The sequence below is a fragment of the Litorisediminicola beolgyonensis genome (assembly GCF_042679605.1).
GTDB classification, from domain to species: domain Bacteria; phylum Pseudomonadota; class Alphaproteobacteria; order Rhodobacterales; family Rhodobacteraceae; genus Litorisediminicola; species Litorisediminicola beolgyonensis.
Window position 1 is genome coordinate 1 of the sequence record NZ_JBHTMU010000020.1, and the last position, 14,056, is coordinate 14,056.

The 14,056-nt window shown below is 67.1% G+C and carries 13 protein-coding genes; 5 read left to right on the forward strand and 8 right to left on the reverse strand.

Annotated elements, in window-relative coordinates; genetic code table 11:
• From ACFQ4E_RS12060 to ACFQ4E_RS12075, 4 genes are all read right to left on the reverse strand, one after another.
• On the reverse strand, positions 1 to 375 hold a 375-nt coding region (locus ACFQ4E_RS12060), incomplete at its 3' end, for an ATP-binding cassette domain-containing protein (protein WP_386803858.1).
• On the reverse strand, positions 368 to 1,348 hold the full coding sequence (locus ACFQ4E_RS12065) for a branched-chain amino acid ABC transporter permease (protein ID WP_386803859.1): 981 nt from the start codon (positions 1,346 to 1,348) through the stop codon (positions 368 to 370). The genes ACFQ4E_RS12065 and ACFQ4E_RS12060, both read right to left, overlap by 8 nt.
• Entirely contained in the window at positions 1,345 to 2,265 is a 921-nt protein-coding gene (locus tag ACFQ4E_RS12070) for a branched-chain amino acid ABC transporter permease (RefSeq protein ID WP_386803861.1), read from the reverse strand. The genes ACFQ4E_RS12065 and ACFQ4E_RS12070 overlap by 4 nt, the downstream gene beginning before the upstream one ends.
• A gap of 42 nt (positions 2,266 to 2,307) precedes the next feature.
• Positions 2,308 to 3,441, reverse strand: coding sequence for an ABC transporter substrate-binding protein (locus tag ACFQ4E_RS12075; RefSeq protein ID WP_386803863.1), 1,134 nt, complete (start codon positions 3,439 to 3,441; stop codon positions 2,308 to 2,310).
• Between the two features lie 245 nt (positions 3,442 to 3,686).
• On the opposite strand from ACFQ4E_RS12075, the gene ACFQ4E_RS12080 reads away from it, so the two are divergent.
• Both ACFQ4E_RS12080 and ACFQ4E_RS12085 read left to right on the forward strand, forming a co-directional pair.
• The gene (locus ACFQ4E_RS12080; RefSeq protein ID WP_386803865.1) at positions 3,687 to 4,253 is read left to right on the forward strand and encodes a TRAP transporter small permease subunit; all 567 of its coding nucleotides are present in this window, start codon (positions 3,687 to 3,689) and stop codon (positions 4,251 to 4,253) included.
• Between the two features lies 1 nt (position 4,254).
• Positions 4,255 to 6,282 (forward strand): TRAP transporter large permease, encoded by a 2,028-nt coding sequence (locus ACFQ4E_RS12085; protein WP_386803867.1) that lies wholly within the window; start codon positions 4,255 to 4,257, stop codon positions 6,280 to 6,282.
• Between the two features lie 77 nt (positions 6,283 to 6,359).
• Here the strand turns inward: ACFQ4E_RS12085 and ACFQ4E_RS12090 are convergent, their stop codons facing one another.
• Both ACFQ4E_RS12090 and ACFQ4E_RS12095 read right to left on the reverse strand, forming a co-directional pair.
• On the reverse strand, positions 6,360 to 7,469 hold the full coding sequence (locus tag ACFQ4E_RS12090; RefSeq protein ID WP_386803869.1) for a TRAP transporter substrate-binding protein: 1,110 nt from the start codon (positions 7,467 to 7,469) through the stop codon (positions 6,360 to 6,362).
• 112 nt (positions 7,470 to 7,581) lie between these two features.
• Complete coding sequence (locus ACFQ4E_RS12095) at positions 7,582 to 8,937, reverse strand: ABC transporter substrate-binding protein (protein WP_386803871.1); 1,356 nt, start codon at positions 8,935 to 8,937, stop codon at positions 7,582 to 7,584.
• Positions 8,938 to 9,022: 85 nt separating this feature from the next.
• Here ACFQ4E_RS12095 and ACFQ4E_RS12100 point away from each other — a divergent pair, with 85 nt between their 5' ends.
• Positions 9,023 to 10,960: an ATP-binding protein gene (locus ACFQ4E_RS12100; protein WP_386803873.1), complete on the forward strand. Its 1,938-nt coding sequence runs from the start codon at positions 9,023 to 9,025 to the stop codon at positions 10,958 to 10,960.
• Positions 10,961 to 11,012: 52 nt separating this feature from the next.
• On the forward strand, positions 11,013 to 11,414 hold the full coding sequence (locus ACFQ4E_RS12105; protein WP_386803875.1) for a response regulator: 402 nt from the start codon (positions 11,013 to 11,015) through the stop codon (positions 11,412 to 11,414).
• A gap of 387 nt (positions 11,415 to 11,801) precedes the next feature.
• Here the strand turns inward: ACFQ4E_RS12105 and ACFQ4E_RS12110 are convergent, their stop codons facing one another.
• A complete protein-coding gene (locus ACFQ4E_RS12110) occupies positions 11,802 to 12,191 on the reverse strand; it encodes a response regulator (protein ID WP_386803877.1) in 390 nt (129 codons plus the stop codon).
• A gap of 137 nt (positions 12,192 to 12,328) precedes the next feature.
• A complete protein-coding gene (locus ACFQ4E_RS12115) occupies positions 12,329 to 13,099 on the reverse strand; it encodes an SDR family NAD(P)-dependent oxidoreductase (RefSeq protein ID WP_386803880.1) in 771 nt (256 codons plus the stop codon).
• A gap of 117 nt (positions 13,100 to 13,216) precedes the next feature.
• Between ACFQ4E_RS12115 and ACFQ4E_RS12120 the strand changes: the two genes are divergently transcribed.
• A complete protein-coding gene (locus tag ACFQ4E_RS12120; protein WP_386803882.1) occupies positions 13,217 to 13,984 on the forward strand; it encodes a M48 family metallopeptidase in 768 nt (255 codons plus the stop codon).
• The last annotated feature ends 72 nt before the right edge of the window (positions 13,985 to 14,056 follow it).

A 14,056-nucleotide genomic window follows, 5' to 3' on the forward strand; every position in this document is an offset into this window, starting at 1 on the left:
ATCGGCGCGGGCGCGGGCGGCGTCGCGGGCTCTGGTGCGGCGCCAGAAGCCGCTTCGGACCGCGCCGAGCATCGCGTTTTCCAGCACCGTATCCGCGCCCGCGAGGGCCGAGACCTGGAAGGTCCGCGCCAGCCCGCGCCGCGCGCGCTCGGGCACGGAAAGCTCGGTCACGTCCTCTCCCGCAAGCCGCACACGGCCTGCATCCGGGGACAGCGCGCCGCAGGCCTGCGCGATGAGCGTCGACTTGCCCGCGCCGTTCGGGCCGATCAGCGCGTGGATCTCGCCCGGTCGCAGATCGAGCGTGACCGCGTCCGAGGCGACGAGCGCGCCGAAGCGCTTGGTCAGGCCGTCGAGTTCGAGGACCGGCTCAGCCATCCCGTCCCTCCCCGGCGAGCCAGCCCATCACCCCGCCGCGCGCGAAGAGCACCACGACGAGGAGAAGCGCGCCCAGAAGGATGTGCCAATAGTCCCAGAGCCCGCCCAGCCAATGTTCGAGCGTCACGAAGAGCGCCGCGCCCGCGACCGGGCCCATGAGCCGCCCGACGCCTCCGAGGATCACCAGGACCATGATCTCGCCGCTCATCTGCCAGCTGAACATGGTGGGCGAGACGAAGCGGTTGAGATCGGCGAAGAGCGCGCCCGCAAGACCGGTCAGCGCCGCCGAAATGACGAAGCCCCAAAGCTGCAGCCGCTGCGGATCGTGCCCCTCCGCTGCGACCCGGTCGGGCGATTGCCGCGCGGCATTGAGCGCGAGACCGAAGCGCGAGCCGCGGAGCGCCCAGGCGAAGATGAGTGCGGCCGAGAGAAGCGCGAAGCAGAGCGAGAAGAACTGGATCGGGACCAGGGTGTTCAGCCCCGGAAAGCCGTTCCGGACATAAATGGACAAGCCGTCCTCGCCGCCATAGGCGCTCCAGGAGATCGAGAAGAAGTAAAACATCTGCCCGAAGGCCAGCGTGATCATAATGAAATAGACCCCCGACGTGCGAAGCGCGAGGAGGCCGATCGGGATCGCGGCGAGCGCCGCGGCGAGGGTCGCGGTCAGCCAGATCACCGGCATGGACTTTGTGCCCGCAAGGCTCAAGGGCCCGATCTCGAGCGGCGTGAAGCTTTGCGCATGCGAGGCGAGGACGCCCATCGCGTAGCCTCCGAGCCCGAAAAAGACCGCGTGGCCGAGGCTCACCAGCCCGCCGATCCCAAGCGCGATGTTGAGCCCCACCGCCGCGAGCGCGAGGATCGCGGCGCGGGTGGCAAGCGTGACGGTGAAGGGCTCATCGAGGAGATGCGCGCCCAGCGCCACCCCGCCGATACCTGCGAGGATCAGCGCGCCGAAGAGGCTCTCGCGGCTCATGCGCGGGCTCCGAAGAGGCCGGTGGGCCGCCAGACCAGGACGGCGGCCATCAGCACGTAGATCGCCATCGAGCCCAGCGCCGAGCCGGTGCGGGTGGCGGCGGAGGTCTCCATGAAGAGACCGAAGAGCTGCGGCAGGAGCACGCCGCCGAGCGTGTCGGTGAGACCAACCAGAAGCGCGCCCACGAGCGCCCCGCGGATCGAGCCGATGCCGCCGATCACGATCACCACGAAGGCGAGGATCAGGACCGGCTCGCCCATGCCCACCTGCACCGACTGGATCGCGCCGACCAGCGCGCCCGCAAGCCCCGCGAGCGCCGCGCCGAGCGCGAAGACGCCGGTGTAGAGCCGGCCGATATCGACGCCGAGCGCGGCGATCATCTCGCGGTCGTTCTCGCCCGCGCGGATGCGGATGCCGATCCGGGTGCGGAAGATCAGGAGGTAGAGCCCCGCCGCCACCGCGAGCCCGATGCCGATCAGCACCAGCCGGTAAAGCGGATAGAGGATGCCGCCCGGCAGCGTGACCGGACCCGAGAGCGCCTCGGGGATGTCGAGAAAGAGCGGGAAGGAGCCGAAGGCCCAGCGGGTGCCCTCGGAGAAGATCAGGATCAGCGCGAAGGTCGCCAGCACCTGGTCGAGATGGTCGCGCCCGTAGAGCCGCCGGATCACCAGCCGCTCGACCAGCGCGCCCGCCATCGCCGCCGCCGCGAGCGCGGCGACGAGGGCCAGAAGGAACGAGCCGGTAGCGCCCGCGACCGCCGCCGCGGCGAAGGCGCCGACCATGTAGAGCGAGCCATGCGCCAGGTTGATCAGGCCCATGACGCCGAAGATCAGCGTCAGCCCGGCGGCCATGAGAAACAGCATGACCCCGGCCTGAAGCCCGTTCAGGACCTGTTCGATGAGGAGAATGAGCGTCATCTCGAACCTCGCGGCCCCGGGCGTGCCGGGGCCGCGCGCCGCTTACATCTTGCAGTCGCCCTCATAGGCGTTGCCGCGATCCTCCATCGCGGTGGCGACGATCTTGTTGGTGTAGACCTCGCCCTCCTTGATGACCTCGCGGACATAGATGTCCTGCACGGGATGCTGGTTGGAGGTGAAGGAAAACTCGCCGCGCACGCTGTCGAAATCGGCCTCGGCCAGGGCGGCGCGGAAGGCCTCGTCATCGCTGACATCGGCCTTGTCGATCGCCGAGATCAGGAGGTTCGCGGTGTCGTAGCCCTGCGCCGCATAGAGCGACGGCAGGCGGCCATACTCGGCCTGGAAAGCCTCGACGAAGGCGGCGTTCGCGGCGTTGTCGAGATCCTTGGACCATTGCGAGGTGTTCTTCACCCCCATCGCGGCCTCGCCCACGGCCTGCAGGATGCCCTGGTCGAAGGAGAAGGCGGGGCCGACGAGCGGCAGTTCGAGCCCGCTATCGGCATATTGCTTGAGAAAGCTGATCCCCATGCCGCCGGGGAGGAAGAAGAACACCGAATCCGCGTCCGAGGCGCGGATCTGCGCGATCTCGGCGGCGTAGTCGGTCTGGCCGAGCTCGGTATAGAGCTCGCCCGACAGCTCGCCCTCGTAGAAGCGCTTGAAGCCGTTCAGGCTGTCCTGACCGGCGGGGTAGTTGGGCGCCATGATGAAGGTCTTGCCGAAGCCCGCCTGGGTCGCGTAGGCGCCCGCGGCCTCGTGCAGGTTGTCGTTCTGGTAGGAGACCGAGAAATAGTTGGGGTTGCAGCCCGCGCCCGCCAGCTGCGCCGGAGCGGCGTTGGTCGAGAGGTAGAAGAGCCCCTGTCCCGTGGCCGAGGGCACCACCGCCATCGCGAGGTTCGACCAGACGATGCCGGTCAGCACGTCCACCTTCTCGGACTGGATCATGCGGTCGGCGATCTGCACCGCGACGTCGGGCTTGCGCTCGTCATCCTCGATCACGACCTCGATGTCGTCGCGCCCCGCCTGGCCGATGGCCAGCATGAACCCGTCACGGGTGTCGATCCCGAGGCCCGCGCCGCCGCCCGAAAGCGTGGTGATCATGCCGACCTTCACCTCGGCCGAGGCCGCGCCCGCGACCGCGGCCAGAGCCGCCGCCGCCAGAACTGTCTTCGTCTTCATTGTCGTTTCTCCCTGTCGTCGCGGAGGGCGATGAGGCCCGTCCCGTCGCGGCGCAGTCTTGGCCAGCCGCGCGCCGAGGGCAACGCGATTCTCTGGCGCAAGCCCGTGCCTGCAACCAGTATTTTCTCTCGCCCCGGCCCGGAGCGCGCCTATCTCAAGCTCCAAGAAGGTCCGGACAAACCGACCAAACACCGCCATGGAAGGAGGAGACAGATGCCCTGCACACCCTATGGGAGAGCAGCACCATGAGTGGTCTCCTGTCCCTGTCCGCCCTCATCGACAAGATCAACGGCGTCATCGGACGCGCCACCGCCTGGCTTCTTCTGGCCGCGGTGGTGATCTCTGCCGGGAACGCGGTGATCCGCAAGGCGATGAACCTGTCCTCGAACGCCTGGCTCGAGGCACAATGGTATCTTTTCGGCGCGGTCTTCATGCTCTGCGCCGCCTGGACACTCCGCGACGACGAGCATGTCCGGGTCGACGTGCTCTCGTCGCGGATGTCGCCGCGCGGCCGCGTCTGGGTCGATTTCCTCTGCCATATCCTGTTCCTGCTGCCCTTCGCGGCGCTGATGGTCTGGCTCTCCTGGCCGTTCTTCATGTCGTCGCTGATGTCCGGCGAGCAGTCGAGCAATGCCGGCGGCCTGATCCGCTGGCCCGCGAAGCTCTGGGTGCTGGTCGGGTTCGTGCTGCTTCTGGCGCAGGCGCTCTCGGAGATCTTCAAGAGCGCGGCGCGGCTGACCGGCGACCTGCCGATGCCCGAGGCCGAGGAGACGGAACCTCCGGCCACACGCAACGCGGGCGGGGAGCGCTGAGATGATCGAGCTTATCGCCCACAACCTCGCCCCCATCATGTTCATCTCGGTGATGGGCATGCTGCTTCTGGGCTACCCGGTCGCGCTGACGCTCGCGGCGGGCGGCCTCTTCTACTTCGTGATCGGCGTTGGCCTCTCGGACTATTCCAACGAGATCAACCTCTTCTGGCCGCTTCTTCGCGCCATGCCGGAGAGGGTCTTCGGCATCATGTCGAACGACACGCTTCTGGCGATTCCATTCTTCACCTTCATGGGGCTGATCTTGGAGCGATCCGGCATGGCCGAGGATCTGCTCGACACGGTCGGCCAGCTCTTCGGACCGCTCCGGGGCGGCGTGGCCTTCGCGGTCGTCCTGGTCGGCGCGCTTCTCGCCGCCACGACCGGCGTCGTCGCGGCCTCTGTGATCGCGATGGGGCTGATCTCCTTGCCGATCATGCAGCGCTACAATTACGACCCCTCGGTCGCCACGGGCACGATCGCCGCGGCGGGCACACTGGCGCAGATCGTGCCGCCGTCGCTCGTCCTGATCGTCATGGCCGACCAGCTCGGCGTGTCGGTGGGCGACATGTATCTGGGCGCGCTCTACCCCGCGCTCATCATCATCGCGGTCTACTGTCTCTACATCTTCGGCCTGACGCTCCTGCGTCCCGATGCCGTCCCGGCGCTGCCGCCCGAAGAGCGCACGCTCGGAGACGGGGTCTGGTCGCTGGTGGCGATGGCGGTGCTGGCGGTGGTGATCTACCTCGCCTCCGCGAAGCTGCTCTTCGCCGACATGATCCCCGCGACGCGCACGGTCTTCGCCGCGGCGACGACGGTGCTGATCTGCCTCGGCATCGCGCTGGCCAACCGCTACATGAAGCTCGGCCTCCTGTCGAAGCTGACCGAAGAGGTGGTGATCGTCCTGATCCCGCCGCTGGCACTGATCTTCCTGGTGCTGGGCACGATCTTCCTCGGCATCGCCACCCCCACCGAGGGCGGCGCGATGGGCGCGGTCGGCGCGCTGATCCTCGCCATCGCCAAGGGACGGCTCGACTTCAAGACCACCTGCTCGGCGGTCGAGGCGACGGCGAAACTCTCGGCCTTCGTGATGTTCATCCTGATCGGCGCGCGGGTCTTCGGCCTGACCTTCTACGGCGTGAACGGGCAGATCTGGCTCGAAGAGCTGCTCTTGGGCCTGCCCGGCGGACAGTTCGGCTTCCTCGTCGTGGTCACGATCGTGATCTTCATCCTCGGCTGCTTCCTCGACTTCTTCGAGATCGCCTTCATCCTGGTGCCGCTCCTCGCGCCGGTGGCCGAGACGCTTGGGATCGACCTCGTCTGGTTCGGCGTGATCTTGTCGATGAACCTGCAGACCTCCTTCCTGACGCCACCCTTCGGCTTCGCGCTGTTCTACCTGCGCTCGGTGGCGCCCTCCGAGGACTGGAAAGACGAGCAGACCGGGCGGACCATGCCGCGCATCCGCACGCCGCAGATCTATCGCGGCGTCCTGCCCTATATCGCGATCCAGTTCGTGCTGATCCTCCTGGTGATCGCGGTGCCCTCGCTCGTGACCCATTACAAGGCCGACCGCGAGGCGCAGCGCGCCAACCGTCCGGCGGCCACCGCTCCGGCAGAGGGCGGCTCGTCCCCGGGCCTGAACTTCGGCGGCGGCGGATCGGAGAGCTCGGGGTCGAGCTCTGGCTCGGGCAGCTCGGGCGGGTTCAATTTCGGCGGCGGCGATGAGAGCGGTTCGTCCGACGGCGGCTCCGGCTCCGGCTCCGGCTCCGGGGAAGGCGCGTCCGGCGGCGGCGGCTTCAACTTCGGTGGCTCGGGCGGATCCGACGCGGCACCGTCGGAGGGCGAAAGCTCTGGCTCGGACGCGGGATCGGGCGGCTCCGGGGGTCTGAACTTCGGGTCGGACAGCCAGGACACGGCCGCGCCCGAAAGCGACGCGCCCGAGACCGAAGAGCCCGCCAGCGACGGTGGAGCCTCCGATGGGGGCGGCTCGGACAGCGGCGGCGGCTCCGGCGGATTCAATTTCGGCAACTGAGACCGCCAGACACCGCATGAAAAAACGGGCCCGGGGAGATGTTCCCCGGGCCCGTCTCTTTTGAAAAGCTCAGCCGCTTACTGCTGGGCGGGCAGCTGGTTGTTGCGCTGCTTGTCCTGCATGAACTGCGCGAAGGTCGATTCCGCCACCTGCTGCCACAGGAAGTGCTCGGCCTGGAACGCCATCATGCTGTCATAGATCTTCTTCCATTCCGGATCGCTTTCGGAGAGCTCGGAATAGAGCGACATCGCCGCGTCATAGGTCGCGTCCAGCACGTCCTGCGGATAGGCGCGCAGCTGCGCGCCGTTCGACACCAGCGAGCGCAGCGCGGTCGGGTTCTTGTAGTCGTACTCGGCCATCATCTCGGTATTGGCCGCGCGGCAAGCGGTCGAGAGAAGGCTCTTGTACGCGTCGGGCAGCCCTTCCCAGCTTTCGCGGTTGACGAAGCAGTTGAGGGTCAGGTTCCCCTCCCACCAGCCGGGATAATAGTAATAGGGCGCGACCTGGTAGAAGCCGAGCTTCTCGTCGTCATAGGGGCCGATCCATTCGGCCGCGTCGATGGTGCCGCGCTCGAGCGCGGGATAGATGTCGCCGCCCGCGATCTGCTGGCTGACCACGCCGATCCGCTCCATGATCCGGCCCGCGAGACCCGCGATCCGCATCTGCAGACCTTCCATATCCGCCAGGCCGCCGATCTCGTTGCGGAACCATCCGCCCATCTGCGTGCCGGTATTGCCCGCGGGCAGGTAGTGCAGGCCTTGCGCGTTGTAGAACTCGTTCAAGAGATTCAGGCCGTCACCGTAATAGAGCCAGGCGTTCATGCCCCGATTGTTGAGGCCGTAGGGGATCACCGCGCCCAGGGCCCAGGTCGGCGATTTGCCGACATAGTAATAGGCCGCGGTATGGCACATCTCGACGGTGCCGTTCTGGACCGCGTCGGCGGCCTGCAGGCCCGGCACGATCTCGCCGCCGGCGAAGACCTGGATGTCGAAGGCGCCATCGGTCGCTTCGCGCACATAGGTCGCCACGTCCTGCGCACCGCCGAAGATCGTGTCCAGCGATTGCGGGAAGGAGGAGGTGCAGCGCCACTGCACCTGCGGGCTCGATTGTGCCAGCGCCGGAGCGGCCAGGGCCGCGGTTCCCGCACCGCCAAGCGCTGCATTTCGCAAGAAATTTCGACGATCCATCATGTCCTCCACGTTTCGTCAGTCTGTGCGGCAGAGCTAGAGCGACGCGCGCGCATTGCCACAGTGCGAGCGGCGGAGGGTGCGAAAACAGGTCTTGCAGATACCATCCGTGTCAGCCGGTTCCGATCAGCGCCCGCCAGCGGCGTTTCTGCGCGGCGGCCCCCATTTCCACCGTGATCACGCGCCATTCGGACGCGATGAGCGCCAAGGCCGTCCGGGGGCTTTCGCTGCCATCCATCGCGGCGGCGAGATGGGCGTTCAGCCGCGACATGTAGTTGATATGCCCCGGCAGGTAGAGATCGGGCGCGGCGCGCGCCATTGCGGCGCGATGCACCTCGAGAAAGGGGTCGGAATAGGCCGCGCGCACCGCGTCGTCACCGTAATGCACCGGCAGGAACGGATCGAAAAAGCCCGCGCTCTCGCGGATCGCGCGGGTCGACACCTCGTCGGTCATCGCGAGCATCGCGAAGAGATAGGCGGCCTCGGGCTGTGCGGCATGGGTCGGCACCACATAGGACCAGCCCCAGTTGAAATACCCCCCGCCCCGACCGGCGCCGGGCGGAAGCGCGCCATGGAGGAGCTTGCCGCGCAGGGGAGAACCGGGCGCGTTGAAAGCCTTTTGCGAGCCGCCCCAGCCGATATTCGCGAAGATCTTTTCGCTCCGGTAGACCTCCCAATTCTCGAAAAGCCCGGCCTTGAGCGAGGCCGGATGCAGATGGTCCTGGCTCCGGCGCATCGCCTCGAGCACGCCAAAGGCCGCCTCGGAGTTGAACTGCGGCTCGAAATCCTCGTCGAAGGGCCGATGCCCCTCGGCATCGAGGCGCGCAAGATACTCCCAGCCGAGATAGCCCGGGACGCGGAACAGGACGCCGCCATATTGCTCCTGATCGGGACGGTGAAGCGCTTCCATCTGCCCATCGAGCGTCGGCCAGTCCGAGGGGATCGCGAAACGCGTCCCCGTCGCCTGCTCGAGCTGATCGGCAAGATCGCGGCGGTAGAACATCAGGTAGACATCGCCGTCGGTCTGGGCACCATAGCGCGCGCCCTCGAACACATCGCCCTTGGTATAAAGATGTCCCGACGCCACGGCATCGAAACCGATGCCGGTGGCCTGCGCCAAGGGCGCAAAGGGCTGGATCGCGCGCGCCGCGACCAGATCGGGCAGACCGAAAGTGGCCGGGAGCGCGAAATCGTAGTCCGAGAGGCCCGAAATCCGGTCGAGCATCATCTGCGTCGTGATTCCGTCGAGATCGGCGACCTGCAACTCGACCGGCTGTCCGGTCAGCTCCGACCAGGCCGCCTGGACCGGCGCGAGATTGGCCGCGCACCCCTCGGGAACCAGGCCGCGCAACGGGTTCTTCGCGGCTCGCCCGGACACGGCCGCACCAAGCCCCTGCGGCAGCGACCACCCTGCCCCCGCCGACAGAAGCACCGCGCTCGCCCCCGCGAGGACCCTTCTTCGATGCATCGCGCCTGCCTCCGTTTACCGTCCATTAAGTCAGGCAGCGTAGGGTCGAGTCTCTAAGATCGCGTTAATCCCGGACGACATGCCCATGAACCGCCGCAGCACCGCCCATCGCCTCCGCCTCGGGATCGGCTGCATCACCGCGCTCGCCGTGGCGCTCGTCGGGGTTGCCGTCTTGTCTCTACGGCAGATGGAGCGGCGCTTCGACGAGGTCGCGCAGGATGCGCTGCCGGTGCTCGTGCAGCTCGAACGGGTCAGCGCCGACGCGTTTTCGCTGAGCGGGCCGGTCGCGGCGCTTCTGTCGAACCCGGCGGGGCCCGACACGCAGGCCGAGATCGACGAGATCGCCGACCGCAGCGCGTCGCTCTCGGCCCGGATCTCCTCGGGCCAGGAGCCCTTGGACGGCGCAATGGACGCGCTGTCGCAACGGGTCGAGCGGCTCATGCCGCATATAACCGCGCTCCAGGGGCACGACCGCGCGCGACGCGCGGCCGAAGCCTCCGTACCGGCGGTGTTCCGTTCGACGGCCGCCGGTCTGCAGGAGATCCGCGAAGCACTGGTTCTGGCGCAGAATTCCGCGCTGGCCGCACCCGACCGAGGCGCGGATGAACGGAGCCTCTTGCCGCGACTGACGAAAACCATCGCGGAGCTTCAAGGGCTCACGACTGCGCTCGATGCGCTGGAACGCGCCGAGAGCGTGGCGGTCTACGATCGCGCGCTTGCCCTTCTTCAGGTACGCTCCGCGGAGTTTTTCGCGAGCCTTTCGCGGATCGAGCCGCTGGTCGACACCGGCGCCTTTGCACCGACCTTGCGGGCGTTCCATAGCATGATCCGCGCGCCGGAGGGATTGGACCTGAAGCGCGCGGCGCTGGCTGCGACGTCGGAGATACGCGCCTCCGCGGAGCGGCTTATGGCCGACGCGCGCTCGATCAGCGACACGATCTCAGGCCTCGTGCGCGCTCAGCAGGCACGGGTCGAACGCGTGCGAAGCGATGCGGTGGCCGCGAACGCCCGGGCGGTCGTGATCCTGGCGGTAAGTGCTGCGCTGGCCGCCGCGCTGGCCGCCGCGGTGATCTATTTCGTGGTCGAACGCCAGCTTGCGCAACGTCTTGCGCGGCTCGAAACTCAGGCGCAGGCGCTGCGAGACGGGGATTTGGCGCCGGTCGTGCCGCTGGACGGCGACGACGACATCGCTGCCCTCAGCCGCGCCGTGGAGGGGCTGAGAGAGATGACCTCCATGCGGCTCGATCTCGAACGCGGCCTGCGCGACGCCACCGAGGAGGCCGAAACATTGGCGCGCTCGAAATCCGAGTTTCTGTCGATGATGAGCCACGAGGTGCGCACGCCGCTCAATGCGATCATAGGGATTTTCGAACTGATCGAGAATGCCGAGGTGCCGGAGCGGCAGAAAACTCGCGCGCGGCACGGGCGCGAAGTTGCCGAGGGGCTCTTTGAGCTGTTGAGCAAGGTGCTCGACGCCTCGCGCCTCGAAGCGCGACGGCTGGAAGCGCGCATGGCCGAGACGTCTCTGCCGGACCTGGTCGAGACGCTCGATGTCGCCCTGGGTGGTGCCGCGCGCAAATCCGGGAACGCGGTTTGGACGCGGATCGAGCTCGATCCCGATCTTCCGGAGACCCTGGTGACCGACCCGGCGCGCCTCCGCCAGGTGATGATCAATCTGATCGACAACGCGGTCCGGTTCACCCCCGAGGGCGACGTGGTGCTGTCACTTCGGCGTGGGAGCCTCGACGGAGCGCCGTCGGTGATCTTTTCGGTGCAGGACAGCGGGATCGGCATCGATCCGGCCGATCACACCCGGATTTTCGAGCAGTTCCGCCAAGTCGACGGATCGATGAGCCGCGCGGTCGGAGGGAGCGGTCTTGGCCTCGCGATCACCCGGAAGCTGGTCGATCTTCTGGGCGGTCGGATCACGCTTGTCAGCGCACTTGGCGAGGGCGCGAGCTTTTCTGTCGAGATTCCGCTCGAGCCTCGCCAGGCGTCGGCGCTGGAGCACCGGGCGGCATGATCTGGGGATGCTGCGGCGCGCGATCAATCCAAGAGGTTCGAAAGGGCACGCGATGACACTCTGTACCGTGGACCGTGGATCGGCCCGAAAACGTATTCTCCTTGTCGAAGACGATGGAGCAACGCGCTTTATGATGAGCGAGATGCTGGAAGAGCTTGGCGTCGAGTGCATCGAGGCCGAAGACGGGCGTCGCTGTCTCGAACGGCTCGCGGACGAAGCTGACAGGATCGATCTCGTGCTGATGGATATCCATATGCGTCCGATGACGGGGCTCGAGGCAATCGCGGCGATCCGGTCCTCTCCCGACGATCCGCCGCGGCAAATGCGGATCATTGCGGTCACCGCCGACCAGGCGCTGCATGACCCGGAGCTCGTCCGTGCCCGGGGGTTCAACGACGTGATCCCGAAACCGGTCAGCTTCGCGCGTATCCGAGACGCGGTCCAAGCGCTCTGACGAAACGATGGCGGTCCGTTGCGTTGCGATTTGCCGAGTAGCTCGGCGTTGGGACTTGTCTTGATGCAGGCCTCGGCGATGGATCGGATGCCAATCTAGGTCCGATGCTCCCTGAGTGTTTTCGCAGAATGTGCGATGATCTGCTGAGCCGCTGAGCCGCTGAGCCGCTGAGCCGCTGAGCCGCTGAGCCGCTGAGCCGCTGAGAGAGGAGATCAGGCGACAGCCTCAATGCGCAAATCACAAGGACGATCGAGAGCTCGGATCGCTTGTGTGATCGACACTTCTCTGCAGACAGTCCCTCGGATCCTCTTCAGATGACGTTCCCGAGAGATCAAGTGCCGAACCCTCGAGACGGTCGCGCCCATCGGCAACCAACCGTTGTCTCGATCAAGCGGTCGCGACGCGGGCGCCGTCGGTCTTGCGCTCGCTGAGATAGAGCGCCATCGCCCGGAGGTCCGACGGCGGGACCGGTTTGCGCAGGAACCAGTCGACGCCGCTGGCTTCGGTCGTGTGCTCGCCGTTGCGGAACACCGCCGCTCCGGTCAGCATGATCACCGCGGTGTCCGGCGACCGCATCGAGATCCAGTCCGACAGGCTAAGCGTGTTGCCGTCTTTGACGATCAGATCGAGGATCACCACGTCGTAGCGCTTGCGCAGGACCAAAGGCATCGCGCTTTCGCAATCATCGACGCTGTCGCAGGCGAAGCCCGCGTCCTCCAGGGTCTCAGACCAGAGGAACGCCAATCCCGGATTATCTTCGACGATCAAAGCCTGCACATCACTGTCCCTCTTCCACGTGGGAGCAGTCTGGCGGCAAAGGCTTAACTGCCGGTAAAACCGGGCCGGAAAACGTGAACGCGGTTGACGAAGGGCTAATGCGGCGCCGTCTGCGGCAACCATGAGGGCGGCGCAGACTACTCCTCGACCGGCATCGTGTAGTTCAGGATCATCCGGCCGCCATCGGGATAGATCGTCTGGCCGACGATGTAGGAGGCGTCGTCCGAGGCGAGGAAGGCCGCGACCGAGGCGATCTCGGAGGGTTCGCCCATGCGGCCCGCGGGCGTGCGCGAGAGGATCGTTCGGCGCGCCTCGTCCGATTGCGCGACCGAGCGCGACACCATGTCGGTGGCGATGGTGCCCGGGCCGATCGCGTTGACGCGGATGCCGTGGCGGATCAGTCCGACGGCCATGACGGCGGTCAACTGCTTCATGCCGCCCTTCGAGCAGGCATAGGCCACGGCGTTCGGGATCGCGAGCTCGGCATTGACCGAGGACATGTTGATGATCGCCCCGCCTTTGCCTGCCGCGATCATCGCGCGCGCCGCCGCCTGGCCCAGAAGGAAGGGCGCCTTGAGATTGACCGCGAGGGTGCGGTCGAAGGCCTCTTCGGGGAAATCGACGAAATCGGCCTGGTGGATGACGCCCGCGTTGTTGATCAGCACGTCGATCCCGCCCATCGCGACCTCGGCAGCGGCGATGAGCGCCTCGGCCGAGGCGGCGTCCATGCGCGCGAGGTCGGAGACGAGCGGCGTCGCGCGTGCGCCGAGGCGCTCGGCCTCCTGCGCGAGACGCGCCTCGTCGATATCGACCAGCACGACCTCTGCGCCATCGGCGTGAAACCTCTCGGCGCAGGCCAGTCCAAGACCCTGCGCCGCGCCCGTCACCACCACTTTCTTCGCCGTCATCTCGATGCCTCCAGAACCGCTTTTGCCCACCCTCTTCGGAGCCGCGGCGAGAGACAAGCCGGAACTCCGCATGGCCCGCGCGGGTTCGGCTGTGAACCGCTGCGAAAGGAACTGCCCTTGCCCTGCCTCTGCCATGCGCCGATGGGACGCCGCCGCTTTCTCCTGCAGGGCGCGGCCCTCGCCTTGCCGCTCGGAACGGCGGGCTGCGACGAGGCGGCGGTCTTGGTGTCCGAGGCCGAGGCGGCGGCGATGGGAGAACAGGCCTGGGCCGAGGTGCACAGTGAGACGCCGGTCACGCAGGATGCGCGTTTTGCGCGGGTGGTGCAGGAGCTCTCGGCCGAGATGCTCCGGGCCGCGGGGCAGAACCCCGACGCCTGGGAGGTCGCCGCGTTCGAGACCGACCGGATCAACGCCTTCGCGCTTCCCGGCAACAAGATCGGCATCTTCCGCGGCATCTACGAGGTGGCCGAAACCGAGGCGCAGCTTGCGGCGGTGATCGGTCACGAGATCGGCCATCTTCAGGCCGACCATCCGCGCGAGAGGATGGGCAATGCCCGCGCGCAGGGGATCATCGAGACGCTGGTGGCCTTCTTTCTTGCGCAATCCGACATCCAGTTCGACCGCGAGATCATGGCGGCGCTGGGGCTCGGCCTGCGCTATGGGCTCGCCCTGCCCTATTCGCGCAACCAGGAACTCGAGGCGGACCGGCTCGGGCTCGTGACCATGACCGAGGCCGGGTTCGACCCCGAAGAGGCGGCGGTCTTCTGGCAGAGGATGGAGGACGTGGCCGGTGACCGGGGCCCCGAGATCCTCGGCACCCATCCCGCCCCGGCCTCGCGCATCCGCGAGATCCGGGCGATGCTGCCGGAGTTGCAGGAGACCTGAGCGCGCGGCTTGTGACCACCGGCGCTAATCCCTATACCACCCGTTCAACACGCACGCCCCCGGAGGTTGGCC

Bases quoted from the DNA above. Each gene is read 5' to 3' on its own strand.
- ACFQ4E_RS12065 (WP_386803859.1), bottom strand. From the start codon at position 1,348: ATGAGCCGCGAGAGCCTCTTCGGCGCGCTGATCCTCGCAGGTATCGGC.
- ACFQ4E_RS12070 (WP_386803861.1), bottom strand. From the start codon at position 2,265: ATGACGCTCATTCTCCTCATCGAACAGGTCCTGAACGGGCTTCAGGCC.
- ACFQ4E_RS12075 (WP_386803863.1), bottom strand. From the start codon at position 3,441: ATGAAGACGAAGACAGTTCTGGCGGCGGCGGCTCTGGCCGCGGTCGCG.
- ACFQ4E_RS12080 (WP_386803865.1), top strand. From the start codon at position 3,687: ATGAGTGGTCTCCTGTCCCTGTCCGCCCTCATCGACAAGATCAACGGC.
- ACFQ4E_RS12085 (WP_386803867.1), top strand. From the start codon at position 4,255: ATGATCGAGCTTATCGCCCACAACCTCGCCCCCATCATGTTCATCTCG.
- ACFQ4E_RS12090 (WP_386803869.1), bottom strand. From the start codon at position 7,469: ATGGATCGTCGAAATTTCTTGCGAAATGCAGCGCTTGGCGGTGCGGGA.
- ACFQ4E_RS12095 (WP_386803871.1), bottom strand. From the start codon at position 8,937: ATGCATCGAAGAAGGGTCCTCGCGGGGGCGAGCGCGGTGCTTCTGTCG.
- ACFQ4E_RS12100 (WP_386803873.1), top strand. From the start codon at position 9,023: ATGAACCGCCGCAGCACCGCCCATCGCCTCCGCCTCGGGATCGGCTGC.
- ACFQ4E_RS12105 (WP_386803875.1), top strand. From the start codon at position 11,013: ATGACACTCTGTACCGTGGACCGTGGATCGGCCCGAAAACGTATTCTC.
- ACFQ4E_RS12115 (WP_386803880.1), bottom strand. From the start codon at position 13,099: ATGACGGCGAAGAAAGTGGTGGTGACGGGCGCGGCGCAGGGTCTTGGA.